This window comes from Agrococcus sp. KRD186, assembly GCF_017168255.1.
Lineage (GTDB): Bacteria > Actinomycetota > Actinomycetes > Actinomycetales > Microbacteriaceae > Agrococcus.
Window position 1 is genome coordinate 809,953 of record NZ_JABFAP010000001.1, and the last position, 22,440, is coordinate 832,392.

Sequence of the window (22,440 nt, forward strand, 5' to 3'; positions counted from 1 at the left end):
CACTCGTGCACCAACTCGTCATCCCTCGGGTGGTGAGACAGAGCGGCCTACGCGGGCTCGTCGCCGAGCTCGAGCAGGCGCCTGAGCAGCGCCAGCACCTCCTCGGGCAGCAGCGGCTCGGCGACCGTCACGTCGCACTTCGTCTCGACCGTCACGCGCCACAGCGGGGCATCGGGCAGCGTCTGCCTGCCGAGATCCTCCAGCACGCCGGAGGCGACGAGCGTGTCGAGCTGCTCCCGGTCGTCGCCCGGGATGACCTGCAGCTCGAGCACCGCTGCCTGAGTGCGCCCGAGCATGCCACCCGTGCGGGCGACCCTGACCTCGTCGGCGACCGACGCATCCGGCACCGCCTCGTCGGTCACGCCGACGGCCGCCCATGCCTCGCGCACGGCAAGCGTCTCGGCGGCGTCCTCGCCGAAGCGGGCGACGGATGCGTCCACGGTCGCAGCCGCGAAGGTCGCGAAGTCGGCGGTGCGGGGGAGGTCGCCGGTGAGGGCATCCATCCAGATCAGGCCCGGCGCCTCCCACGCCTTGCCGCCGATCGCGGTGGCGACCAGGTGGAAGGCCCTGTTCGGGATGCCGGAGTTGATGTGCACGCCGCCGAGATCGTCGCGAGTGACGACGAAGTCGCGCATGTGGCCGGGCTGCGGGTCCTTGCCGAGCGCCGGGTCGTCGTAGGCGGTGCCGGGCGCCGACATCGAGCGCAGCGCCACCCCCTGCACCGTGTCGGTGAAGACGCCGGCGCCGATCAGCCAGTCGGCCGCGTCGGCGCTCTGGCCGAGCACGTGCTGCTTGACGAGCGAGCCGAGCACATCGGCGATCGACTCGTTCAGGGCCCCGGACTGGTCGCGGTAGACGAGGTCGGCGGTCGAGGAGATCACGCCGTGGCCGAGCTCGTGCCCGATCACGTCGACGGCGTTCGTGAAGCCCGCGAACACCTCGCCGTCACCGTCGCCGAACACCATGCGCGTGCCGTCCCAGAAGGCGTTCGCGTAGCGGTCGCCGTAGTGCACGGTCGCCAGCAGCGGCATGCCCGCGCCATCGAGCGAGTCGCGGCCGAAGGCATCCATCAGCAGCTGCCAGGAGAGGCCGAGCCCGTCGTAGGCCTGATTCACAGCGATGTCGTCCGTCGGCTCCTCGCCCTCGGTGCGCACCGCGCTGCCCGGCAGCGTCGTGGTGCCCTTCGCGTCGCTGATCGTGCGGTGCGGCGCCGGCGGCTCGCCCGGGATGCGCGCGGGGGCGTCGGGTCGCAGGCTCGGCTGCTGCGGCGCGGTGGCCTCGCGACCGGTGCGGATGCCTCGGTCGAGGCCCAGGGTGCGCTCGGCGACGATCGAGGCCGTAGCCAGGCCCGCGGCGGCGAGCTGCTCGAGCAGGTACGGCGGCACGATGCCCTGGCGGACGGGCGCCGACAGCTCGGTGGCGGCGGGGGCGAGCGACGGAGTCTCTGCTGCTGGAGCGTCGGCCGCGCGGCGCGCGAGCGCCTGCGCGATGCGCGGGGCGACGATGCTCGACCACAGCCGGTAGCCCGCCGCCGAGGGGTGGAAACCGTCGGCCGCGTGCTGCTCGGGCTCGACGATCGCCGGCGTCGGCAGGTGGAGCACGCGCGGATCGGCGGCGGCGATGCGCTGCTGCATGTCGTCGAGCGTGCGCGCATGGCCGCCGATGAGCGAGCGGACGGGCTGCGGCAGCCAGACGAAGGTGTCGATCTGGGGCGTGCCCGTGAGACCGATGACACCGCCGGGGGAGAGGTGCTCGGCGAGCCCGGCGACCAACTGGCGGATGGATCTCGCGAAGGCCCTGCGGCCGACCAGCTGCAGCGCATCGTTGGCGCCGACGAGCAGCAGGATCGCGTCCCACTCGCCCTCCACCTCCGGCAGGTAGCGCTCCAGCACCTGGGCCGCGGTCGAGCCCTCGAGACCGATGATGCGCCACTCGACCGGCCGCTGCTCGCGAGCGGCGAGGCGGGTGGCGGTCTGCAGCACGAGGCCGTCCTCGAGCCGCTCTGCGCCGACGCCCGTGGCGGTGGAGTCGCCGATCGCGAGCAGGCGCAGCGGGGCGGAGCCGCCGCCCTCGGGCGCGGGGATCGTGCCGTGCCGCTGGCCCTTCGGCTCCGGCAGCCAGACGAGGCCCTCCTGCAGCTGCTTGGCCTGCCGCAGCAGCACCGGCGCCAGGGCGAGGGCGGCGGGCTTCGCGAGGCGGTGGACGGTGCGCTCGGCGACCTTGGCCGCATCCGCGGTGACGCTGCCGAGACGTGCTGCGATCTCCATGCCGATCATCGTGCCAGACGCATCCGGGCAGTCATCTGATCGCCGACGCCGATGCCCTCGGCGCGCTGCACGGCCACCTTGACGGGCAGCAGGTAGCCGCCGTCGCGCGGGAAGAGCGAGGTGGTGAAGGTCGTGCCGCCGATGACGGCCTCCGCGGGGATGCAGCCCCAGCCGTAGGTGAGCTCGCTCGCCAGCTCGGCGATCATCGCGGCCTCGTCGGGCGGCACCGGGAGGAAGACGAAGGGCGCAGGGCCGCGCCACTCGATCGCGATGCCGCTGAACTCGAATTCCACGGCGCGAGACTACTCGCGGGTACTGACACGACCGCGTGGCAGAAGCACAGGCCATCGCGCCTGGTAATGCCTGTTCGCCAGGTAACCTTGTACCCATGTCGAAGAATGCCGTCATCAGCATCGCCACCGTCGTGGGGGCGATCGTCGTGATCGTCGCCGTCGCCCTGCTGGTGGTGCGCCCGTGGGAGAGCTCGCAGCCGGCCGCCGGCGGCGATGTGCAGCTGCTCGACGAGAGCACGCACGTGCTGGATGACGCGGGAGAGGGCGCGCCGGTCGTCGTCGAGTTCATCGACTACGAGTGCCCGTCGTGCGGTCAGTTCCACCCGATCGTGGAGGACCTGCGCGACCGCTACGAAGGTCAGGTGACCTTCGCCGTGCGCTACTTCCCGCTGGAGATGCACGCGAACGCGGTGCCCGCCGCCGCTGCCGCCGAGGCGGCTGCGCAGCAGGGGGAGTTCGAGGCGATGCACGCCATGCTCTTCGACAAGCAGGCAGAATGGGCCGGCACCGAGGACGCCGCAGCGACCTTCCGCGGCTACGCCGAGGTGCTCGGCCTCGACCTGGCGGCCTACGATGCGGCGGTCACGGCCGAGGCGACGGCCGATCGCATCGCGCACGACTACGAGGCAGGCGTCGCAGCGGGCGTGCAGTCGACCCCCACGTTCTTCGTCGACGGCGAGATGGTCGAGCTGCAGAACTACGACGACGTCGAGTCGGCGATCCAGCAGGCGCTGGAGCAGTAGCCCGGCCGGCGGCTCAGACGAGCGGGCAGCGGTGCCGCTGGTGGCCCGACGGGGAGATGGACCACCAGCGACGGCGACTCGAGGCGCGGCTTGCGCTCGTGCCCTCTGTCGCGCTCACCGTAGCCCTGCCGTGCGGAGGCCACGATGGGCAGAACTCCCCATCACCCGCGCACACACGCACGCCACGGCGGAGCGCTCCTGCAGCGCCCCAGCGGGTCAGTCGTCCGCGCGCGGCGGCTGCTGCTCGACCCCGTCGCGTCCGACCGGCGCGCCGTGGATCGCCGAGAGCTCGAGGCGCGACGTGCCCACCCGGTCGCCCGCCTTCCAGTCGGCCCAGCCGGGCTGGTCGGCCATGAACGCCTCGATCTCGTCCTTCGACGCCTCGAGCCTCGGGTCGTGCCTGAGGTAGTGCCGCGTCTCGCGGGCGACGAGCCCCGAGAGGATGAGCAGCCCGATCAGGTTGGGCAGCGCCATCAGCCCGTTCGCGATGTCCGAGAACTTCCAGACCGTGTCGAGCGAGATCGTGCAGCCGACGAAGACCACCAGCGCGAACAGCACGCGGAACGGCATCACCGGGCGGCGCCCGAAGAGTCGCTCGATGTTGCGCTCGCCGTAGTACGACCAGCCGAGGATGGTGGAGAAGGCGAACATCACCAGCCCGATGGTGACGACCCAGTGGCCCCAGTCGCCCGGCAGGCCGTTGGTGAACGCCTCGCCGGTCATGAGCGCGGCGCTGAGCTGCTCGCCGGTGGCCGCGTCGATGTCATCCCACACCCCCGTCACGACGATCGTCAGCCCGGTGATGGTCACGACGATGAGCGTGTCGATGAACGTCTGCGTCATCGACACCAGCCCCTGCCGCACCGGGTGCGTGGTCTTCGCCGCGGCCGCTGCGATGGCGGCGGAGCCGAGCCCCGACTCGTTCGAGAAGAGGCCGCGAGCGACGCCCATCTGCACCGCGATGATGAGCACCGAGCCGGTGAAGCCGCCGACCGCGGCCGTGCCGGTGAAGGCCTGCGAGACGATCGCGCCGAGCGCGGCCGGCAGCTCGCCGACGTTCGCGCCCAGGATGTAGAGCCCGCTCAGCACGTAGAAGACGATCATCACGGGCACGAACGCGGCGGTGACCCTGCCGATCGACTTGATGCCGCCGACGAGTACGACCAGCGTCAGCACCGTCAGCACCGCGCCGGTCACCCAGGTCGGCAGCCCCCAGCTGTGCTCGACGTTGGAGGCGATGGAGTTGCCCTGCGTCATGTTGCCGATGCCGAAGCAGGCGACGACCGTGAAGATCGTGAACGAGATCGCGAGCACCTTGCCGAGCGGTCCACGGATGCCGCGCTGCAGGTAGATCTGCGGGCCGCCCGACTTCTCGCCCGCCTCGTCGGTGGTGCGGAAGCGCACGGCGAGGTACGCCTCGGTGTACTTCGAGGCCATGCCCACCAGGCCCGTCACCCACATCCAGAACAGCGCGCCGGGCCCGCCGATGCCGATCGCGGTCGCGACGCCGACGATGTTGCCGGTGCCGACGGTCGCCGCGAGCGCGGTGGTGAGCGCCTGGAACTGCGAGATGTCGCCCTCTGCGCCCTGATCCTTGCTCTTGCCGAGTCCCAGCCGCAGTCCCGCGGCGAGCTTCAGGAACTGCAGCCCGCCCAGCCTGATCGTCAGGTACAGCCCGGTGCCCACCAGCAGCGGGATGAGCAGGAACGGCCCCCAGATCACGCCGCTGATGGTGTCGAGGATGTCGTTCAGTGGCGTCAGATCCATCGTCTCTCCGGTTGCGTGCGTCGCGGTCGGTGGGGCGCACGTCGGCTGCTGCCAGCGCGCGGCACGATGTCAGACATTACATGCCGAGCGGGCCGCTGCCGGGGTCGGGCCGCGCGTGGCACGATGGCCGCGTGCGGGTGCGAAGCAGCGGATGGGTCGGGCTGGCGCTCGTCGTGATGCTGGTGACGGGCGGATGCGTTGGCTCGCCCACGCCGGCACCGTCCGGTAACGACGGGGAGACTGCGGCGCCGAGCGCGACCGCCGCGTCGGCGGAGCCCGAGGAGCCGGCGGAGCCCGAGCAGCCGGCGGAGCCCGAGGTGCTGATGGAGATCGTGCAGCTGCGCGGCGACGTCGCCTCCGGGCACATCGAGCTGCGCGTCACGAATGACTCGGATGCGTCGCTGCGCGTCGTGCGGGCGACGTACGAGTCGAGCAGATGGTCGGCGCCGATGGTGCGCGACGACGAGGCCGAGATCGCGCCGGGCCAGCGGCGCAACCTGCGGCTGGAGCTGCCGGAGCCCACGTGCGACTGGCCCGCGCCGATCGAGCACCTGGCGACGCTCGAATTGGCGGACGGCACGGTGCTGGAGCAGCAGCCGGCCGATCCGCTCGACCAGCTCGAGTGGCTCGGGCAGGAGATCTGCGACCTGCGGCTGTTCGAGCAGGAGGTCGCGGGGCTCACCTGGCTCGAGCCGAGCATCCCCGCCGACGGCTCCGGGCCGGCGGTGCTGCGGCTGCAGGTCGATCCGGTGCAGGAGCCGAGCGAGCAGCGCGGCTGGATCGGAGCGGTCACGGCCACCGCGCTGCTCACGCCCGTGGACGCATCCGGAACCAGGGTCGAGGACCTGCCGCTCGACCTGACCATCTCGCGGGGCGACCGGCCGACGGTGCTGGAGGTGCCGCTGGAGCCGGGCCGCTGCGACCTGCACGCGATCGCGGAGGACAAGCAGGGCACGATCTTCCGGCTGCCGAGCATGATGGGCGGCGAGCCCATCGCGCTCGTGCTGGCGTCGCCGGATGCCCAGCGGGAGGCGCTGCTCGACTGGGCGGTCGCGCGCTGCGCCGCCCAGCCGTAGCGCGAGCGCCGGCCGGTCAGCGCGGCGCCGGGCGCACCGTCAGGGTCTGCGCGGCGTGGCCGACGTGCCCGCGCTCGTCATGCAGCGCGGTGGCGGTGATGCCCTGCCCGGTCGGGCCGAAGGTCACGGTGGTGTCGAAGCCGACCCACTCGCCGACCGGCTGCCGATGCAGGTGGATGGTGAGATCGAGGTTGGGGAACATCCACTCGCCCGGCTGCTCGCGCACGGCGACGCCGTTCGCGCCGTCGATGAGCCCGATCCAGCGCGCGATGGGCGCGACCGGCTCGCCCTCGACGAGCGCGTGCTCGGTGCGCTGCCAGGCGCGATTGCGGCCGGGCGCGCGGCCCCCGCACTCGCGGAAATCGACCGAGTGCACGTACCCGCCGCCCCAGTCGGTGCCGAACTCCGCGCGCTGGGAGTTCTGCGGCGCCGGCAGCGGCGCGGCGGCACCGCCTTCGACCCGCGCGGTCTCGACGGCGACGCTGTGCCAGGCGCGGGCGACGGCGACGTCGCGGCCGGCGATGGATGCGGTGGCCTCGGTGAGCTCGATCGTGCGGCCCGGGCGGCGGGTCTCGACCCGCACGCTCGTCTCCTCCAGCGCCAGGAATCCGAGGATGTCGAAGCCCATGCGCGCCAGCAGCAGGGGAGCGGCCTCGCCCGCGTGCCGCTCCATGCGGTGCCGCTCGATCGCGTGCGTCAGCAGCCCGCCCAGCGGTGCGAAGTGCATCTCGCCCGGCTGCCAGGCTCCGCTGGCCTGCTCGGTCGGCCGGTAGCGGCCCTCACCCAGCGCGACGAAGTACGGGGCGGGCGCGGCGGCATCGGCAGACATGCCTCCGATCCTGCCAGTCTCGGCAGCGGCTATGCGCCCTGCGGCGGGTGCAGCAGCAGGTCGGCGAGGTCGTCGAGGTAGCGCTCGAGCCGCACGGGCGCATCGCGGCCCCACCGCGCCCAGGCCTGCCCCTCCGCCACGAACAGCGGCCCGGCGGCGCCGATGAGCGTCTCGTCGATGGCGATCGGCGCGATGCCATGGTTGACCGTCTCGCCCATCGGGAAGCCGCCGACGATCGCCGCCGCCCGGTACGCCCGGCGGATCTCGACGGATGCGGTGTGATGCTGCGGGCGGCCGGGCTCGGCCACGCGGGTGGAGATGCCCGTCGCCCAGACCGCACCGTCCCCCTGCAGCAGCAGGGCACCCATCCGCCATGCTCGGCCGAGCGGGCGCATGGTGGGCCGCCGCTGGATCATGCCCAGCACCGGCTTCGGCTCCTCGTAGCGGGCGAGCGCCTCGTCGCGAGCGCCGCCGCTGGCGAGTCGCTCGGCGGTCGCGCGCAGGAGCGCCGCGGCATGCTCGATCGCCGCGGCGTCCGCTGATGCTGGCCGACTCACGTCAGTGCGCGTAGACGTTCTCGGAGATCGCGACCGCGCCCTCCGGCGCGACGCCGTCGTCGGGGATGACCGTGAAGCGGCTGTCGGGTCCGCCCATGGTGATCGGCGCGCCGCCGCTGCAGGCCCAGTGGTCGCTGGCACCGTCGGCGTAGACGACCAGGCACAGGCCGCCGCTGGTGCGCATGAGCCAGAGCTGGCTGTCGTCGTGGGCACCCGCCAGGCGTGCGGACTCCTCGATGAACTCGACGTCCATGGAATCCGGGTAGGTCCACCCGGCCGGCAGCCCGTCGGTCTCCGTCGCCGCGCGGTCGAGGTCGCTGATGCCGATGCCCCCGGAGCATCCGGTCAGCATGGTCGCGGCGGCCATGGCCAGCAGCGCGGCGAAGGGTGTGCGCAGCATCGTCGTCCTCGATCCCGTCGGAGTCCTGGCTGCACTCTACGTCGCGGCGGCGCCGGCGCGGAGCGATCGGTGCGGCGGCGCTGCTCAGCTGCTGCTGGTCTCTTCGGGCGGAGCAGGCGTGCTCGGCGGTGCCGGCGGCTCCGCGGTGGGCGCGGGCGGCGGCGCTGTCTCCGTGGGCGCAGGCTCGGGAGGGACGGTCTCGGCAGGGGGCGTCGCCGCTGGTGCCGTCTCCGCGGGCGCCGTCTCGGCGGGCGCGGTCTCGGTCGGCTCGGGGCTCGGTTCGGTGTCGGTGACGGCCGGCGTCGTGGTGCCCGTGGTCGAGCTCGGTGTCGGGCTGGGAGGAGCCGAGGTCTCGGTGACGAGGTCGGCGGGTGCCTGCGAGACCTCCGGAACATCGGCCGAGCCGGGCTGGGGGAGCAGGATGCCCTGCATCGCGAAGACCGCGACGGCGGCGACGATCGAGAGGGCTGCGGTGACGCTGGCGGCGAGCACCCAGCCGCGGCGCCGAGGGCGGCCGGTCGGCAGGGGGAGCTCCTTGGTGTCGCCGTCGTCATCCTGATCGTCGAGCAGCGGCGCCCCAGCGGCGGGGGAGGCCGGGACGGCGGCAGTCGCCTCGGGTGCAGCGCCGGCGTCGGCGTCGGCGACGTCGGTGGCCACGAGGCCGGTGGCGGCCGCGCCGGCGCCGGTCGCGCCGAGCGCTGCGGCTCCGGCGGCCGACGCAGCCGCAGCCGGCTGGTCGCGCGCTGGCACCACCGGCAGCTCCTCCGGGGCTGCCGCGAGCCGCTCGAGCACCGCCTTGGCCGTGGGGCGCGTGCCGGGATCGCGCGCGGTCATCGCCGTGAGCAGCGACTTCCAGTGATAGCCGATCGCGCCGGGGATCTGTGGGTCGCGGGACTGCCGCGCGCTCAGCGACTCCATCAGCGGGCCGGGATACTCCCGGTGGCCGGTGATGGCCTCGAGCAGCACGAGGCCGAGCGAGTAGATGTCCGACGCCGGCCCGACGCGCCCGCCGGCGGCCTGCTCCGGGCTCAGGTAGGCGGCGGTGCCGAGCACGGTGCCCGTCTCGGTCAGCCGGTCGCCGTCGATGATCGCCGCGATGCCGAAGTCGGCGAGCTTCGCCGTGAACTCGTGCCCCGGCACCAGCGAGGGCGCCAGCAGGATGTTGGCGGGCTTGATGTCGCGGTGCACGACCCCGTGCGCGTGCACGACGACGAGCGCCTCGATCATGTCCTGCGCCATGTGCGCGAGGTCGATCGGCGCGATCGGTCCTGCTGCGGCGCGCATGGCGAGGGTCGGGCCGTCGACGAGCTCCATCACCAGATAGGTCACGGGGCGCGCCTCGAGCACCGCGGTGCCCGCGTCGTACAACGTCACCAGCGCGCGATGGCTCAGGGTGGCGAGCAGGTCGATCTCCGCGCCGATGCGCCCGAGCTCCACCGGCTCCGCCGAGGTGCGGATGAGCGCCTTGACGGCGACCTCGCGGCCGAGCGTCTCGTCGACGGCCCGGTGCACGAAGGACATGCCGCCGGCGCCCAGCAGTGAGCCGAGGCGGTATCGGTCGGCGAGCAGCGCTCCGGGCGTGAGCGGATCGACTCCCTGCACGATGTCCTCCTGGTCTTCGGCGCAGCGATGCCGCTGTACCCCAATCGTACCTGCGCGAGCCTGGGCCGCGGCATCGAGTGGCGGCTGCTGGCGGCTCAGCGCGGCGTGGGTACCAGCGCCACCTCGCGCAGCAGGCCGTCGTCGACCTCCACCGTCATCACGGTGCCCACCGGCTGGCGCCGGCGGTCGGTGGGCGACCCAGGGTTGAGCAGCCGCAGCCCCGACGGGCAGACGCTGTCCCAGGGGATGTGGGAGTGCCCGAACACCAGCACGTCCGCCGGCTGCTCGGACGCCGGCCCGAAGCGCGCGTCGCACCGTCGCTCGCGCCCTGCCGCGCTGCCGGTCTCGTGCACCACGGCGAAGCGCACGCCCTCGACCTCGACACGCGCCACCTCGCCGAGGCGCCGCCAGAGCTCCGGGCCGTCGTTGTTGCCCGCGACGCCCACGAGCCGGCGGGCTCGCTGCTCGAGCGCATCCAGCAGCGCCACATCGACCCAGTCGCCGGCGTGGATGACGAGATCGGCCTCGTCGACCATCCGCCACACCTGCTCCTGCAGCGCCTTCGCACGCACCGGCAGGTGGGTGTCGCTCAGCAGCAGCACGCGAGCGCTCACCCGCGCCCGCCGGCCATCGTCACCATCGGAGCGCCGGGGCGGTTCCAGTCGAACAGCGCCAGGTGCCACAGTCCGGGCCGCTTGCGCGAGGGGTCGATGAGCCCGCGGGCGCCCAGCTCGATCAGCCGATCGCGCACACCCCACGACGGCGGCTCCGCTCCGGCACGCACCGCCTCCTGCCACGGCGCGGTCGCATCGGCGAGCTCGATTCCGGCGGCCTCGAGCGCGCCTGCATCCCGCAGATCGACGATGCCCGACGCATCCACGTCGATCTCGACCACCACGAGCTCGCTGCTGCGGGCATCCGCGTGCGCCTCGAGCGCGGCGGCGACCCCCTCGCGGGAGGCGCTGAGATAGAGCGTCGGCGAGGACGCTCGGGAGTAGCGGCCCGCGGTTCGCGAGCCCGCGAGCGCCGTGTCGAGATGCCCGGGGTCGATGGCACGGAAGCAACGACCCGTGACGCGCGAGGTGAGCGCGTCGACGCGCACGACCGCCGGCCCGGTCACCGCGCGCCGCGCAGCCAGGGCGCGACGCGCGCCTCGCTGCGCTCCCACAGGCGGTCGACGAGCACGTCGGCGTGCACGAGCGGGTTCGTCTGCGACGCGGATGCGGGGGTGGTCTCGGAGTAGAAGGCGCCGGGCTGCCAGGTGGTGCCGGGCGTGCCGTCGACGAAGTGCCGCAGGTGCTCGCCGCCCTGCTCGGGGCTGATGAGCATGAGCCGCGCGAGCGGCGTGCGGTAGACGAGGCGCAGAATGCTGGTGGAGCCGGTGGCGAAGCTCGTGCGCACGTTGCCGGGGTCGAAGGCGACGGGGCGGATGCCCGTGTCGCCAAAGCGCGCAAGCAGGCCACGGGCGTGCAGGATGTTCGCCAGCTTCGCGTTGCCATAGGCCCGGTTGGGGCTGTACGAGCGTTTGGCGTCGAGGTCGTCGATGTCGAAGCGGGCGAGCAGCCGGGCGGCGGAGCTCGCCGTGTTGACGACGATGCCCTCGCCCGACCGCAGCTGTGGCAGCAGCAGCTGGGTCAGCAGGAAGGGCGCCAGGTGGTTGACCTGGAGGGTCAGCTCGTTGCCGTCGGCGGTGACGGTGCGGGGCCCCAAGAGGCCGCCGGCATTGTTCGCCAGTACGTCGACGCGGTCGGCGGCGCCGCGCAGCTCGTCGGCGAGCCGAGCCACCTCGTCGAGGCTCGCGTAGTCGGCGACGAAGCGCTCGGCACCCAGCTCGTCGGCGACCGCCGCGGTCTTCTCGGGGGAGCGGCCCACCAGCAGCAGCCGATGCCCCTGCCGGGCCAGCTGCCGCGCCGCGGCCGCGCCGATGCCGTCGGAGGCGCCGGTGAGCACGATCGTGCGCGTCACGGGCGCCGCTGCATTCGCTCGTCGCCGTGCGTGTCGTTGCCGGTCACGCGCGCCATCAGCTGCTGCGGGTCGCGGCGCTCCCTGTGTTCGCCGCTCGGGGTGCCGGTCATGGCTTCAGCATGGCAGGCGCTCCCTGGCAGGCAGGGCAGGATGGCTGCCATGGCTGATGAGACGAACGGCGGTATCGCGAGCGCCGAGCACTGGAGCCGCAGCGCGATGTGGTGGCACGTGTATCCGCTCGGCTTCACGGGCGCTCCGATCCGCGACGCGCACGGCGACGAGGTCGTGCACCGGCTCCCGCGAATCGAGGCATGGCTCGACCACGTGCTCGAGCTCGGCCTCAACGGCATCGCGCTGGGCCCGATCTTCGCCAGCAGCACGCACGGCTACGACACGGTCGACCACTTCGCGCTCGACCCGCGGCTCGGCGACGACGCCGATCTCGACCGGCTGATCGCGGCGGCGCACGAGCGCGGCATCCGCGTGCTGCTCGACGGCGTCTTCAACCACGTGGGGCGCGAGCACCCGGCCTTCGCCGCCGCGCACGCAGACGCGAACGCCCCCGAGGCCGCGCTGTTCCGGCTCGGCGAGGGCGGCGAGGCCGAGGTCTTCGAGGGCCACGGCGCGCTCGTCGCGCTCGATCACAGCTCGCCCGCGACGGCGCAGCTGGTCGTCGACGCGATGCGGCACTGGCTCGAGCGCGGCATCGACGGCTGGCGGCTCGATGCCGCCTACGCGGTGCCCGCCGAATTCTGGGCCCGCGTGCTGCCGCGGGTGCGCGAGCACCATCCGGACGCCTGGTTCCTCGGCGAGGTCATCCACGGTGACTACGCGGGCTTCGCCACCGAGTCGACCATCGACAGCCTCACGCAGTACGAGCTGTGGCAGGGCATCTGGCACGCCATCGTCGACCGCAACCTGTTCGAGCTCGAGCACGCCATCGGCCGCGGCAACGAGCTGCTGGCCGGCTTCGTGCCGTACACGTTCCTCGGCAACCACGACGTCACCCGCATCGCCTCGGCGGTCGGCAGCGAGCTCGTGCCGCACGCGCTCGCCGTGCTCTGCACGGTCGCCGGCACGCCGGCGATCTACGCGGGCGACGAGTACGGCTGGCAGGCGGTCAAGGAGGAGCGCGAGGGCGGCGACGACGCCGTGCGGCCCGAGTTCCCGGCCGAGCCGGTCGCGCCCGACGACATGGACGCATCCGCCCGTCACCTGCTCGACGTGCACCGCGAGCTGCTGGCGCTGCGCCGGCGCAACCCGTGGCTGACCACCGCGCGCACCGACGTCGTGCACGTCGCGAACACGGCGATGGTGCTGCGCACCGCGACCGGCGAGGCGGGCGTCATCACCGCGCTCAACCTCGACGACGAGCCCGTGACGATGCCGGCGGCGGATGCGTCGTCGGTCGTCGCGGGGGAGTGCGAGCTGGCAGATGGTCGCCTCACGCTGCCGCCGCGCGGCTGGGCGGTGCTCGAGGTGCGCGCACCGGGGAGCAGCGCATGATCGTCTTCGAGGAGCGCGTGCCGTCCGCGGCCGAGCAGCGCGCGGTCGCGGAGTCGGTGGGCTGGGACGACCACTTCGACTGGGCGAGCCTGCCGGCGTCGCTGCGCGGCTCCGAGCACGGCGTCGTCGCGCGCGACGGCGACCGCGTGGTCGGCGTCGGACGACTGGTGGGCGACGGCGTGCGCTACTGGTACGTGCAGGACGTGATGGTGCGACCGGATGCCGCCGACCAGGGCATCGCCTCCGGCATCGTCGAGCGGCTGCTCGAACGGGTGCGCCAGGTCGCGCCGGCAGAGGCGATCGTCGGCCTGTTCGCGAGCCCCGAGGCGGTCGGCGTCTACGAGGAGCTCGGATTCGTGGTCGCGGCGGGCGATCCCCTCGGCATGACGCTCACGCTGGAGGGCGAGGGTGCGCCGGGCGAGGGTGCGCCGGAGGGGAGCCGCTCAGCCGCCGCCGCGGAGACGCTGGGCTACGACGCCGAGTTCCTCGGTGAGCCGGTCGCGGCGCCGACGCCGGTGGCCGATCCGGAAGCGCCGGTGCTGCCCTACGCGCACTTCACCGTCACGATGCACCTGCAGCGGCGCCTCGCGTGGTCGGTCGCCTGGAACGTCGACGGGCTGGCCCTCCAGCCGGGCATCCCGCGCAGCAGCCGCTTCTTCCTCGACGACCGGCTCACCGACGAGCAGCAGACGGGCGAGGCCGTCTACCGCGACAACGACCTCGACCGTGGCCACATCGCCCGCCGCGCCGACCTGCTGTGGGGCACGGTCGACGAGGCCAAGCAGGCGAACCGCGACTCCTTCACCTTCACGAACATCACCCCGCAGCTGGCCGGCTTCAACCAGTCGAGCCGCGGCGGCATCTGGGGCGAGCTCGAGAACGGGGTGCTCGAGCTCGACGAGCTCGTCGACCGCCGCATCAGCGTGTTCGGCGGCCCGGTGCTCGCCGACGGTGACCCCTGGTATCGCGATCTCGTGCAGCTGCCGCGCGACCACTGGAAGGTCGTCGTCTACCGGGTGGCGGATGCGCTGCGGTCGAAGGCGTTCCTGCTCACGCAGGACCTGGACGGGCTGCGCACCGCCTACCTGGATGCGTTCCGCACGTACGAGCTGAGCCTGGCGGAGCTGGCCGAGCGCACCGGGCTCTCGTTCGACGGGCTGCCCGGCGCTGACAAGCCCGGCGCTGACGAAGGCAGCGCCGACGAGCCCGCCGCCCGGCAGCGCACACCGCGCGAGATCGTCGGGCTCGACGACCTGCGCTGGTGAGCGCGGCCCGGTCCCTGCCCGCGACATCGGTCACGACGCCGACGCCGCCTGCCTACTCGACGAGCTTGCCCGCCACGGAGTCGTCGGCGCCGGTCTCTGCCAGCTGGCGGAAGCTGTCGGGCGCGGGGGAGAGAGGCTCGAAGACGACGCCCTCGCTCGGCGACCAGACGAAGTTGCCCTGCATGGCCGGGTCGGTCTCCGGGAAGTCGGCGCGGTTGTGGGCGCCGCGCGTCTCTCGCCGCTCGAGCGCGCTCTCGAGCGTTGCGCGGGCTGCCAGCAGTGAGCCGAGCAGGTCGTAGGCGTGCGCCAGATCGTCGAAGCCGGCGATGTCGGGGTGGGCCGTGACATGCTCGGCGCGTTCCTCGAGCGACGCCAGCTTGCGCAGCCCCTCCTGCAGCCCGCCCTCGGTGCGGACGACCCCGGCGTGCTCGCTCATGAGGTTGCGCACCTCGCGCTGCAGCCGACGGGCGGATTCGGTGCCGCGCTCACGCAGCAGCGACCGCATCTCGTCGCGGGCCGCCTCGACGGCAGCCGGGTCCCGGCGCACGTCGGTGCGCGCGCCGGCGTAGTCGGCGGCGTGCTCGCCGGTGATGCGCCCGTAGACCAGCAGCTCGATGAGCGAGTTGCCGCCCAGCCGGTTCGCGCCGTGCAGGCCGGAGGAGGCCTCACCGATCGCGTACAGCCCGTCGACACCGGTGCCGTGGTGCTCGGGGTCGACCCAGACGCCGCCCATGGAGTAGTGCGCGGTGGGAGCGATCTCCATCTTGGTCGCGGTGATGTCGAGCATCTGCAGGTCGATCAGGGTGCGGTAGACGCGCGGCAGCTGGCGCAGGATCTGTTCGCGCGGCAGGTGGGAGACGTCGAGGTAGACGCCGCCCGTTGCTGTGCCGCGGCCCTCGGCGATCTCGGTGAAGCCGGCCAGCGCGACCCGGTCGCGCGTCGAGAGCTCCATGCGCTCGGGGTCGTAGCGCTCCATGTATCGCTCGCCCAGGGCGTTGGTGAGGATGCCGCCCTCGCCGCGGGCGGCCTCCGAGACGAGCGTGCCCGCGGCGTCGTCGGGCTCCAGCAGGCCGGAGGGGTGGAACTGCACCAGTTCGGCGTCGCGGATGCGGGCACCGGCCAGCGCGGCCAGTCGGAACGCATCCCCCGTGTTCTCGTCACGGCGCGACGACGTGTGCCGCCAGATTCGCGTGTGGCCGCCGGCGGCGAGGATGACCGCGTCGGCCAGGATCTGCACGGGCGTGCCGTCGACGATGTCGAAGCCGTAGGCGCCGAAGATCGTGCCGTCTGCGACGAGCAGCCGCGTGATGTAGATCGTGTCGACGATCTCCACCCGCAGCTCGGCGGCCCGGCGCATCAGTGTGCGCTGCAGCTCCAGCCCGGTGTAGTCGCCCGCGTAGGCGGTGCGGCGGTAGGTGTGGGCACCGAAGAAGCGCTGGGAGATGCGGCCGTCGTCCTCGCGGGCGAACGGCATGCCCCAGCGCTCGAGCTCCTCGATGCCCTGCGCCGCACCGCGTGCCACGGTCTCGACGATGGCCGGGTCGGCGAGGAAGTACGACTCGCGCAGCGTGTCGGCCGCGTGCTGCTGCCAGGAGTCCGCGGGGTCGATGGTGCCGAGCGCGGCGTTGATGCCGCCCGCCGCGAGCGTCGTGTGCGCGTCGTGCTTGCGGCGCTTGCCGACGGCCAGCACCTGCACGCCGCGCTCCGCCAGCTCGATCGAGGCGCGGAGCCCGGCGCCGCCGGTGCCGATCACGAGGACGGAGGTGGAGAGGAGGCGTTCGGATGCGTGTGGTGCGGTCATTCCTCCACGCTAGGGAGCGCCGTTGCATGCGTCCAATGCATTGATTGACTCATCGATATACCAATATGCTATCGCGATGAAGCTGGACCAGCTCCGCTCCTTCGAAGCGGTCGCCCGCATCGGCAACTTCACCCGCGCCGCCGACGAGCTCTTCGTCGCCCAGCCCTCGCTGAGCCGCCAGATCGGCGCGCTCGAGGCAGATCTCGGTGCAGAGCTGCTGCGCCGCGCACCCGGTGGCGTCACCCTGACCGCGGCGGGGGAGGTGCTGCTGCCGATCGCGCGGCGCATGCTGGGCGATGCGCGTGCCGCGCGCGAGCAGCTCGACCAGCTCGCCGGGCTGCGTCGGGGCAGCGTGCGGCTCGGGGCTCCACCGACCCTGTGCGTGTCGCTCGTGACCGAAGTGGTCGCGGCGTACCGGTCCGCGCACCCGGGTGTCGAGCTCCACATCACCGAGGGCGGCTCGCGGTTCCTCGTCGATGCGCTGCACGAGGGCGCGCTCGATCTCGCGCTCGTGGTGACGCGCGGCGCGCAGCCGCCGACGCCGGCGACCGAGCTCGTGCCGCTGCTGTCAGAGGAGCTCGTGGTGGTGTCGGCCACGGACGCCCAGGAGCGAGGCGGCACCGAGCAGGGCGAGCTCGCGCTGGCGCAGCTGGCGCGCATGCCGCAGGTGGCCTTCAGCCGCAGCTACGACCTGCGCATCGCCACCGACGCCGCGTTCGCCGACGCGGGGCTGACGCCGACGATCGCCGTCGAGGGTGCGGAGATGGATGCGGTGCTGCGGTTCGTCGAGCGAGGGATCGGTGTCGCGGTGGTGCCGGCGATGGTCGTGATCGACCGGCCCGGACTGCACAGCCAGCGCCTCGTGCGACCCCAGCTCACGCGCACCGTCAACCTCGCCCGGCGCACCGAGGTGGGCGCTTCGGCGGCGGCGTCCGAGATGCAGCGAATCATCTTCGACACGGTCGACCGCCTCGCCGCGCCCGGCACCGAGCTCGCGCAGCGCGTCACGGTGGCGGCGCGCGCGTAGGCAGGTCGCCCGCGCGCTTCGGACGACCCGCTCACCCGAGCAGCCCGCCCCACACCGCGCGTGCTCCCGAATCGCCGATCAGCACGACGGTGATGGTCGAACCCGCAGCGGCCACGAGCGCCAGCGCGGCGAGCACGACCGTCACCGGTCGAGCCCGACGACGAGAGCCCTCCGGCACGCGCCTGCCGCCCCAGCGGAACCACGCCCACTGCGCCGCTGCGACGACGAGCATCCCGATCACCCACGGCAGCAGCATCCGCATAGTCCTCGTGGGTCTCGACCGCCGGGGTCTCACCGACGACCTCCGCGAGCGCCTCGCCAGCGGCCACGGTGATCGGCACGAGCACGACCAGCAGCGCGGCGGCGAGCGGCGTCACGATGCCGAGCCGGCGCCGCGCCGCAGGCCAAAGGCTGCCGAGCGCGAGTGCGAGCGCCGTCAGCGGCACCAGCACCACCACGGCGTGCACGAGCAGCGGGTGCAGGGGGAGGCCGGCGATGACGAAGCCGTCGTCGGCGAGCAGGAGGTCCATACTCGGTGACACGAGGCGCGGCGGCGCGAGGTTCACGGTGAACCGCGAGGCGCCCGCTCTCGTGTCACCTTCGAGGAGGTGGACGATGCCGGGGCAGGATGCGGAGCAGCTCGGTGCGCTCTACGACGCGCACGCGGCGCCCGTGTGGCGCTATGTCGTGCACCTCACGGGCGACCGCGCCGGTGCCGACGACGTGGTGCAGGAGACGCTGCTGCGCGCGTGGCGCAGCCCGCAGATCCTGGCGGAGCCGGCGACCGCACGCGCGTGGATGCTGACCGTCGCCCGGCATCTGGTGATCGACGAGACGCGCACCGCGCGCCGCCGCCACGAGGTGGTCGTCGCCGAGCTGCCCGAGCGCGCGACCACCGACGCCACCGACGCGCTGTTCGAGGCGATCCTGATCGAGGATGCGCTCGCCGAGCTGAGCGCCGAGCACCGCGGCGTCATCATCCGCGCCTACTTCGGCGGCCGGCAGATCGCCGAGATCGCCGCAGAGCTCGAGATCCCGGAGGGCACGGTGAAGTCACGGCTGCACTACGGGCTGCGGGCGCTGCGGCTCGCGCTGCAGGAGCAGGGAGTGACCCGATGAGCCATGACCACGAGCGCTTCGCGGACTGGGACGCCGCGTACGTGATCGGCGCGCTCAGCCCCTCGGACCGCCGCGCCTTCGAGGAGCACCTGGAGGGATGCGAGCGCTGCGCCCGCGCGGTGGCTGAGATCGCGCCGACGCTCGGGCTGCTCGCGCGCGTCGACCCCGGCCGCGCCGAGTCGATGCTGGGCGAGCGGAGCGACGACGCGGCCGGGGCGGGCGAGCGGTCGGCGTCATCGATGCTGACCCGTGACGCGCTGCTCGCGCGCGCGGCACGAGAGGGGCGGATGCGTCGCACAAGGTGGGTGAGCATGCTCGCCGCCGCGGCGGTGCTCGTCGTCGCCCTCGTGGTGTCGATGGGCGGACTGCTGGCTCCCGCCTCGTCGCGCGGCGACGTGCGAGCTGCGGAGCTGGTGGCGGCCGGGGATCTGCCGCTCATCGCGAGCGTCGAGCTGGACCCGGTCGGCTGGGGGACGAGGATCGAGCTCGAGTGCAGCTATCAGGGCAGCGGCGGCCCGGCCGGCGGCTGGACGTACGTGCTGGTGGTCGTCGACCGCGACGGGGCGAGCAGCCAGATCTCGAGCTGGCGCGCTGCGCCCGGCTCCACCGCACGGCTGAGCGCCGCGACCGCGCTCGACGTCGCCGACATCGCCGCCGTGGAGATCCGCGCCGAGGGCAGCGGCGACGTGCTCATGCGGGCGGAGCTCGACGAGGGATAGGCGCGCCGGGGACGAAGCCGCGATGAACCCCTCGGCGCCCGACTGCGTGTCTCCAGTGACCGCATCCGCGGCCCGAACGAAGGGACGCTCTCATGAGCTCGCGAATCACCTCGGCGGCGCTGGTCGCCGGACTGCTCGTCGTCGCACTGGCCGGCTGCGCGAGCCCGGCGGAAGAGACCGACGCACCACCGGCGGCACCGCCATCCGAGACCACCGACTCGGGCGCCGGCGATCCCTACGGCGGCACCGACACCTCCGACGCGCCTGCCGCCTCGGCCGCGCTGACGGTGGCCGACTCCTCGCTCGGCGAGATCGTCGTCGACGGCGAGGGCATGACGGTCTACATGTTCGACAACGACACCCAGGGCGGCGACGCGAGCACCTGCGAAGGGGAGTGCGCCGCGAACTGGCCTGCGTTGACGACCGAGTCGGACGCGCCGGAGGTCGAAGGCGTGACCGGCGAGGTGGGCACGATCACCGGCATCGACGGCGGCATGCAGGTGACGCTCAACGGCTGGCCGCTCTATTCCTTCGCCGGTGACGCGGCCGCTGGCGATGTGAACGGCCAGGGCGTCAACGAGGTGTGGTGGGTGCTCTCACCGGATGGCGAGCGCATGACGGAGTGATGCGGCCAGACGGCAGGCAAGCGGGTTCGGCGCCACTCGGTGTCGTAGACATTGATAGATAAACGGACTATGGTCGTGCCATGAAGACCATCACCGTTGGCGAACTGCGGCAGAACCCGACCGCCATGCTGGCTGATGTCGAGGCAGGGGAGACGTACCGCATCACCCGGCACAATCACGAGGTCGGTCGAATCGTGCCGCCGCAGCCCGGTGTCGCGCTCGTTCCATCGAAGCATCGAGGTGCCATCCGGCTTCCGAAGCTGCCGGCGGGTTACACGGCGCCGACCGGGGCTGCGCTCGACGAGCTGCTCGACGACATGAGGGGGGAGCGGTGAGCATCTTCTATCTCGACTCGTCGGTCGCGCTGCATGCTCTCCTCGGGTCGACGCCGTCCGCGAGCGAATGGCTCGAGCAGGTCAGCAGCGACGCTGACACGACCCTGGTCTCCTCTCGTCTGGTTCGCACGGAGTTGACCAGGGTGCTGCGCCGCGAGGCGCTGCCGATCGAGCTGCGAGATGCTGTCCTCGACCGGCTCGAGCTGGTTCCCCTCACGGATGGCATCCTGACGGGGGCAGAGTCGATCGTTCCCCACGTGCGCACGCTCGACGCGATTCATCTGGCGTCGCTCGTCGCCACCGGGCTGGATGCGACGGTGGTCACGCACGACGGCGGGATGGCATCCGTCGCACGTGAGCTGGGCTACGCCGTCATCGATCCGGTCGCAGCCTGACGCAGCTCAGGTCGGCCGCACTGCAGCGAAGGCGCCGATCACGTCGCACAGGTGCGCATCGCTATCGAACACCGAGCCGCTGCACCTGCCCATCGTGCACGTCGGGCATCCAGTCGAGCGGCGCGTCGGGGCCGGTGCGCGGGTCGTCGGGCTCGCGGCCGTCCCGCAGCGCCTCGATGTAGGCGCGGTCGAGCGCGAGTCGGGCGCGCAGTGCCTGCCCGTCGCCGACCGAGCCGTGGCCCGGCACGATCGTGCGCACCGCATCCGCCATCTCCTCGAAGCGCGTGAGCGCGCCGAGGTAGTCGTCGAGCGGCTGGGCGGCGTCGAGGTCGAGGAATGGGATCAGCACGTCCGAGAGCATGTCGCCCGCGACGAGCACGCCGGCATCCTCGATGAGCAGCGCCGCGTGGCCGGGGGCGTGCGCACGGTGCTCGATGATGCGGATGCGCGGGCCGGCCCACGGGAGCGTCACGGCACCGGCGGCGAGGGGCGTGATGTCGCCGAGCAGCTCCATCGGGATGTCGTCGGCGAACTCGGGCGGCAGGTAGTCGGCGAGCTCGGCCTGCCAGCCGTCGCGGCCGACGAACTCGCGGATGGTCGCCGCGCAGGCGGCGGTGCCGGAGCGCGGCGCATGGCCGAGCGCTGGGTGCCAGAGCACGTGATCCCAGTCGGGGTGGGTGGCGAAGCCGGCGACCACCGGCAGGCCTCGCTCGTCGAGCTCGCGCGCCATGCCGGCGAGCTCGTCGCGGGTGATGCCCGGGTCGATCAGCAGCGCGCCCGCATCGCCGCGCACGATGACGGCGTTGCTCTGGATGCACTCGCTCTGGTGGACGAGCACGCCGTCGGCGATCTCCTGCAGTGGCATGGGGCTCCTCTTGCTCAGGACGGCTCGACCGTGCGCCGCATGACGGTGTTCTTCAGCCCCTTCGGGCGGATGTGCGTGAAGCCGGCCTCCTCGTACATCGTGCGCGTGCCGTTGTAGACGAAGGAGCTGTTCGGTCACTTGTCGCCGATCTCGTGCGGGTAGCCCTCGACGACGCCGCCGCCCTGCGCGGCGATCAGGCCGAGCGCGCCCTGCAGCGCCGCCTTGGCGAGGCCGGCTCCTCGGTGCCGCTTGTCGACGAAGATGCAGGTGATGCGGAAGTCGGGGGTGAGGTCGGCCTCGGCGTCGTACTGCTTGCGGTGGTGGATGTTCGGCAGCTCCTCCGGTGTGCCGAACTCCGCCCAGGCGATCGCCTCGTCACCGGCCATCACGAGCGCCGCGTGGGCGCGCCCGCCTTCGACCAGTTTCCGCTTCATGAGCCGACTGCCCTCGGCGCCGGGCTGCCGCTCGGCGCACGCGGCGTGGAAGTAGGTGCACCAGCAGCCGCCGAAGATGCCGTTGTGCCGGTCGACCATCGCGGCGAACGCATCCCACGTCTGCACGCTCAGCGGCTCGATCGCGTAGTCGTCGGCCGCCATGAGGTCGATGGTAGGGGAGCGGGGCACTCGTGGGGCGGACGAGTGGCCGGTAGCGTGCGGAGGCGTGGACATGCTGGGAGGCGGTGCGATCGCCGCGGCCGAACTGACCGACTGGCGCAAGCTCGCGCAGGGCCTGCACGCCCGCTACCTGATCGACGACTTCGGTGCCGGCGTCAGGTTTCTCGCGGATCCTGACGGCACCCGTTCAGCAACCCTGGTTGGCAGTCGGCAGCTCGGGGTGACGTTCACCGACGCCTTTTTCATCCCTTCGGGTGTCTGGGACGAGCCTCACTCTCACATCGCCGATGCACACCTGGTTGTGGCTCAGGGTGAACTTCGCCTTGGGTACGGCAACTCGCTCGACCGCGGTTTCGCTGCCCGCTACCCGGCCGGAAGCTTCCTCTACGTACCCGGCAATGCCGTGCATTTCGACGGAGCCGAGGAGGACACGATACTGCTCGGTACTGCCGTCGGGCCTTGGTCGACCGACTATCTGAACTCCTGAAGAAGACTGGACGCGCGTTGGTGCATCATTTGCATCAACCAGGAGAAGCGGCGCCCGTCGGCCGGCGTCCGACCCTGCGCAGAAAGCGCCCGGCCGGGAGCGGGTTTTGATGGGATCTGTTTGCTGACTTGGGCCTCAGGGAGAGTGGGGCCGGAGCTTCGGTATCAACTCGACTGGATATC

The 22,440-nt window shown here is 72.6% G+C and carries 26 protein-coding genes and 1 pseudogene; 13 read left to right on the forward strand and 14 right to left on the reverse strand.

Annotated features, from left to right (window positions below; all coding sequences use genetic code 11):
• Window positions 1-47: 47 nt before the first annotated feature.
• The gene (locus tag J1M46_RS03835) at window positions 48-2,267 is read right to left on the reverse strand and encodes a protealysin inhibitor emfourin (protein WP_206446614.1); all 2,220 of its coding nucleotides are present in this window, start codon (window positions 2,265-2,267) and stop codon (window positions 48-50) included.
• 5 nt (window positions 2,268-2,272) lie between these two features.
• Window positions 2,273-2,560 (reverse strand): DUF1905 domain-containing protein, encoded by a 288-nt coding sequence (locus tag J1M46_RS03840; RefSeq protein WP_206446615.1) that lies wholly within the window; start codon window positions 2,558-2,560, stop codon window positions 2,273-2,275.
• A gap of 95 nt (window positions 2,561-2,655) precedes the next feature.
• On the opposite strand from J1M46_RS03840, the gene J1M46_RS03845 reads away from it, so the two are divergent.
• Window positions 2,656-3,303 carry a DsbA family protein gene (locus tag J1M46_RS03845; protein ID WP_206446616.1) on the forward strand — a complete coding sequence of 216 codons (648 nt, stop codon included), beginning with the start codon at window positions 2,656-2,658 and terminating at the stop codon, window positions 3,301-3,303.
• 216 nt (window positions 3,304-3,519) lie between these two features.
• Here the strand turns inward: J1M46_RS03845 and J1M46_RS03850 are convergent, their stop codons facing one another.
• Window positions 3,520-5,070, reverse strand: coding sequence for an alanine/glycine:cation symporter family protein (locus tag J1M46_RS03850; protein WP_206446617.1), 1,551 nt, complete (start codon window positions 5,068-5,070; stop codon window positions 3,520-3,522).
• Window positions 5,071-5,201: 131 nt separating this feature from the next.
• Between J1M46_RS03850 and J1M46_RS03855 the strand changes: the two genes are divergently transcribed.
• Window positions 5,202-6,146 (forward strand): hypothetical protein, encoded by a 945-nt coding sequence (locus J1M46_RS03855; RefSeq protein ID WP_206446618.1) that lies wholly within the window; start codon window positions 5,202-5,204, stop codon window positions 6,144-6,146.
• Window positions 6,147-6,162: 16 nt separating this feature from the next.
• On the opposite strand, the gene J1M46_RS03860 is transcribed toward J1M46_RS03855, so the two are convergent.
• The 7 genes from J1M46_RS03860 to J1M46_RS03890 all read right to left on the reverse strand — a co-directional run bounded on the left by J1M46_RS03860 (window position 6,163) and on the right by J1M46_RS03890 (window position 11,499).
• On the reverse strand, window positions 6,163-6,975 hold the full coding sequence (locus J1M46_RS03860; RefSeq protein ID WP_206446619.1) for a thioesterase family protein: 813 nt from the start codon (window positions 6,973-6,975) through the stop codon (window positions 6,163-6,165).
• A 29-nt stretch (window positions 6,976-7,004) separates the two neighbouring features.
• Window positions 7,005-7,532, reverse strand: coding sequence for a hypothetical protein (locus J1M46_RS03865; protein ID WP_206446620.1), 528 nt, complete (start codon window positions 7,530-7,532; stop codon window positions 7,005-7,007).
• 1 nt (window position 7,533) lies between these two features.
• Complete coding sequence (locus J1M46_RS03870) at window positions 7,534-7,932, reverse strand: hypothetical protein (RefSeq protein ID WP_206446621.1); 399 nt, start codon at window positions 7,930-7,932, stop codon at window positions 7,534-7,536.
• Between the two features lie 84 nt (window positions 7,933-8,016).
• Window positions 8,017-9,534 (reverse strand): protein kinase domain-containing protein, encoded by a 1,518-nt coding sequence (locus J1M46_RS03875; RefSeq protein WP_206446622.1) that lies wholly within the window; start codon window positions 9,532-9,534, stop codon window positions 8,017-8,019.
• 95 nt (window positions 9,535-9,629) lie between these two features.
• Window positions 9,630-10,148, reverse strand: a complete 519-nt coding sequence (locus J1M46_RS03880) for a YfcE family phosphodiesterase (protein ID WP_206446623.1) — start codon at window positions 10,146-10,148, stop codon at window positions 9,630-9,632.
• A complete protein-coding gene (locus J1M46_RS15235; protein WP_241249003.1) occupies window positions 10,145-10,654 on the reverse strand; it encodes an RES family NAD+ phosphorylase in 510 nt (169 codons plus the stop codon). The genes J1M46_RS03880 and J1M46_RS15235 overlap by 4 nt, the downstream gene beginning before the upstream one ends.
• Window positions 10,651-11,499 (reverse strand): SDR family NAD(P)-dependent oxidoreductase, encoded by an 849-nt coding sequence (locus tag J1M46_RS03890; RefSeq protein WP_206446624.1) that lies wholly within the window; start codon window positions 11,497-11,499, stop codon window positions 10,651-10,653. Before J1M46_RS03890 ends, J1M46_RS15235 begins: the two co-directional genes overlap by 4 nt.
• A gap of 159 nt (window positions 11,500-11,658) precedes the next feature.
• Between J1M46_RS03890 and J1M46_RS03895 the strand changes: the two genes are divergently transcribed.
• Together J1M46_RS03895 and J1M46_RS03900 are read left to right on the forward strand one after the other, a co-directional pair.
• Window positions 11,659-13,005: an alpha-amylase family glycosyl hydrolase gene (locus tag J1M46_RS03895; protein WP_241249004.1), complete on the forward strand. Its 1,347-nt coding sequence runs from the start codon at window positions 11,659-11,661 to the stop codon at window positions 13,003-13,005.
• A complete protein-coding gene (locus tag J1M46_RS03900) occupies window positions 13,002-14,270 on the forward strand; it encodes a GNAT family N-acetyltransferase (RefSeq protein WP_206446625.1) in 1,269 nt (422 codons plus the stop codon). Before J1M46_RS03895 ends, J1M46_RS03900 begins: the two co-directional genes overlap by 4 nt.
• 52 nt (window positions 14,271-14,322) lie before the next feature.
• Here J1M46_RS03900 and J1M46_RS03905 read toward each other — a convergent pair whose 3' ends face one another.
• Window positions 14,323-16,071: an L-aspartate oxidase gene (locus J1M46_RS03905; protein ID WP_206446626.1), complete on the reverse strand. Its 1,749-nt coding sequence runs from the start codon at window positions 16,069-16,071 to the stop codon at window positions 14,323-14,325.
• 76 nt (window positions 16,072-16,147) lie between these two features.
• Between J1M46_RS03905 and J1M46_RS03910 the strand changes: the two genes are divergently transcribed.
• A complete protein-coding gene (locus tag J1M46_RS03910) occupies window positions 16,148-17,098 on the forward strand; it encodes a LysR family transcriptional regulator (RefSeq protein WP_206446627.1) in 951 nt (316 codons plus the stop codon).
• 31 nt (window positions 17,099-17,129) lie between these two features.
• Here J1M46_RS03910 and J1M46_RS15240 read toward each other — a convergent pair whose 3' ends face one another.
• Window positions 17,130-17,354, reverse strand: a complete 225-nt coding sequence (locus tag J1M46_RS15240; RefSeq protein ID WP_241249005.1) for a hypothetical protein — start codon at window positions 17,352-17,354, stop codon at window positions 17,130-17,132.
• A 13-nt stretch (window positions 17,355-17,367) separates the two neighbouring features.
• On the opposite strand from J1M46_RS15240, the gene J1M46_RS15245 reads away from it, so the two are divergent.
• From J1M46_RS15245 to J1M46_RS03940, 6 genes are all read left to right on the forward strand, one after another.
• Complete coding sequence (locus J1M46_RS15245; RefSeq protein WP_241249006.1) at window positions 17,368-17,637, forward strand: hypothetical protein; 270 nt, start codon at window positions 17,368-17,370, stop codon at window positions 17,635-17,637.
• 76 nt (window positions 17,638-17,713) lie between these two features.
• Window positions 17,714-18,217: a sigma-70 family RNA polymerase sigma factor gene (locus tag J1M46_RS03920; protein ID WP_206446628.1), complete on the forward strand. Its 504-nt coding sequence runs from the start codon at window positions 17,714-17,716 to the stop codon at window positions 18,215-18,217.
• Window positions 18,214-18,936, forward strand: coding sequence for a zf-HC2 domain-containing protein (locus J1M46_RS03925; protein WP_206446629.1), 723 nt, complete (start codon window positions 18,214-18,216; stop codon window positions 18,934-18,936). The genes J1M46_RS03920 and J1M46_RS03925 overlap by 4 nt, the downstream gene beginning before the upstream one ends.
• Before the next feature lie 92 nt (window positions 18,937-19,028).
• Window positions 19,029-19,562 carry a COG4315 family predicted lipoprotein gene (locus J1M46_RS03930; RefSeq protein ID WP_206446630.1) on the forward strand — a complete coding sequence of 178 codons (534 nt, stop codon included), beginning with the start codon at window positions 19,029-19,031 and terminating at the stop codon, window positions 19,560-19,562.
• Window positions 19,563-19,642: 80 nt separating this feature from the next.
• A complete protein-coding gene (locus J1M46_RS03935) occupies window positions 19,643-19,897 on the forward strand; it encodes a type II toxin-antitoxin system Phd/YefM family antitoxin (RefSeq protein ID WP_206446631.1) in 255 nt (84 codons plus the stop codon).
• A complete protein-coding gene (locus J1M46_RS03940; RefSeq protein ID WP_206446632.1) occupies window positions 19,894-20,292 on the forward strand; it encodes a PIN domain-containing protein in 399 nt (132 codons plus the stop codon). Before J1M46_RS03935 ends, J1M46_RS03940 begins: the two co-directional genes overlap by 4 nt.
• Before the next feature lie 61 nt (window positions 20,293-20,353).
• On the opposite strand, the gene J1M46_RS03945 is transcribed toward J1M46_RS03940, so the two are convergent.
• Window positions 20,354-21,106 carry an MBL fold metallo-hydrolase gene (locus tag J1M46_RS03945; protein ID WP_446698588.1) on the reverse strand — a complete coding sequence of 251 codons (753 nt, stop codon included), beginning with the start codon at window positions 21,104-21,106 and terminating at the stop codon, window positions 20,354-20,356.
• Here J1M46_RS03945 and J1M46_RS15895 point away from each other — a divergent pair.
• Window positions 20,999-21,274 (forward strand): annotated as a pseudogene (locus tag J1M46_RS15895) (hypothetical protein); the annotation flags it as partial. The gene J1M46_RS03945 and the pseudogene J1M46_RS15895 sit on opposite strands and share 108 nt — an antisense overlap.
• Before the next feature lie 17 nt (window positions 21,275-21,291).
• Here the strand turns inward: J1M46_RS15895 and J1M46_RS03950 are convergent.
• The gene (locus tag J1M46_RS03950) at window positions 21,292-21,753 is read right to left on the reverse strand and encodes a GNAT family N-acetyltransferase (protein ID WP_342384262.1); all 462 of its coding nucleotides are present in this window, start codon (window positions 21,751-21,753) and stop codon (window positions 21,292-21,294) included.
• 64 nt (window positions 21,754-21,817) lie between these two features.
• Here J1M46_RS03950 and J1M46_RS15250 point away from each other — a divergent pair, with 64 nt between their 5' ends.
• Entirely contained in the window at window positions 21,818-22,258 is a 441-nt protein-coding gene (locus tag J1M46_RS15250) for a cupin domain-containing protein (protein ID WP_241249007.1), read from the forward strand.
• Window positions 22,259-22,440: the final 182 nt, after the last annotated feature.

Coding starts and splice junctions, on each gene's coding strand:
- J1M46_RS03835 (WP_206446614.1), bottom strand. CDS start 2,267: ATGGAGATCGCAGCACGTCTCGGCAGCGTCACCGCGGATGCGGCCAAG.
- J1M46_RS03845 (WP_206446616.1), top strand. CDS start 2,656: ATGTCGAAGAATGCCGTCATCAGCATCGCCACCGTCGTGGGGGCGATC.
- J1M46_RS03850 (WP_206446617.1), bottom strand. CDS start 5,070: ATGGATCTGACGCCACTGAACGACATCCTCGACACCATCAGCGGCGTG.
- J1M46_RS03860 (WP_206446619.1), bottom strand. CDS start 6,975: ATGTCTGCCGATGCCGCCGCGCCCGCCCCGTACTTCGTCGCGCTGGGT.
- J1M46_RS03870 (WP_206446621.1), bottom strand. CDS start 7,932: ATGCTGCGCACACCCTTCGCCGCGCTGCTGGCCATGGCCGCCGCGACC.
- J1M46_RS03895 (WP_241249004.1), top strand. CDS start 11,659: ATGGCTGATGAGACGAACGGCGGTATCGCGAGCGCCGAGCACTGGAGC.
- J1M46_RS03900 (WP_206446625.1), top strand. CDS start 13,002: ATGATCGTCTTCGAGGAGCGCGTGCCGTCCGCGGCCGAGCAGCGCGCG.
- J1M46_RS03905 (WP_206446626.1), bottom strand. CDS start 16,071: ATGACCGCACCACACGCATCCGAACGCCTCCTCTCCACCTCCGTCCTC.
- J1M46_RS03910 (WP_206446627.1), top strand. CDS start 16,148: ATGAAGCTGGACCAGCTCCGCTCCTTCGAAGCGGTCGCCCGCATCGGC.
- J1M46_RS15240 (WP_241249005.1), bottom strand. CDS start 17,354: ATGCTGCTGCCGTGGGTGATCGGGATGCTCGTCGTCGCAGCGGCGCAG.
- J1M46_RS03920 (WP_206446628.1), top strand. CDS start 17,714: ATGCCGGGGCAGGATGCGGAGCAGCTCGGTGCGCTCTACGACGCGCAC.
- J1M46_RS03925 (WP_206446629.1), top strand. CDS start 18,214: ATGAGCCATGACCACGAGCGCTTCGCGGACTGGGACGCCGCGTACGTG.
- J1M46_RS03930 (WP_206446630.1), top strand. CDS start 19,029: ATGAGCTCGCGAATCACCTCGGCGGCGCTGGTCGCCGGACTGCTCGTC.
- J1M46_RS03935 (WP_206446631.1), top strand. CDS start 19,643: ATGAAGACCATCACCGTTGGCGAACTGCGGCAGAACCCGACCGCCATG.
- J1M46_RS03950 (WP_342384262.1), bottom strand. CDS start 21,753: ATGGCGGCCGACGACTACGCGATCGAGCCGCTGAGCGTGCAGACGTGG.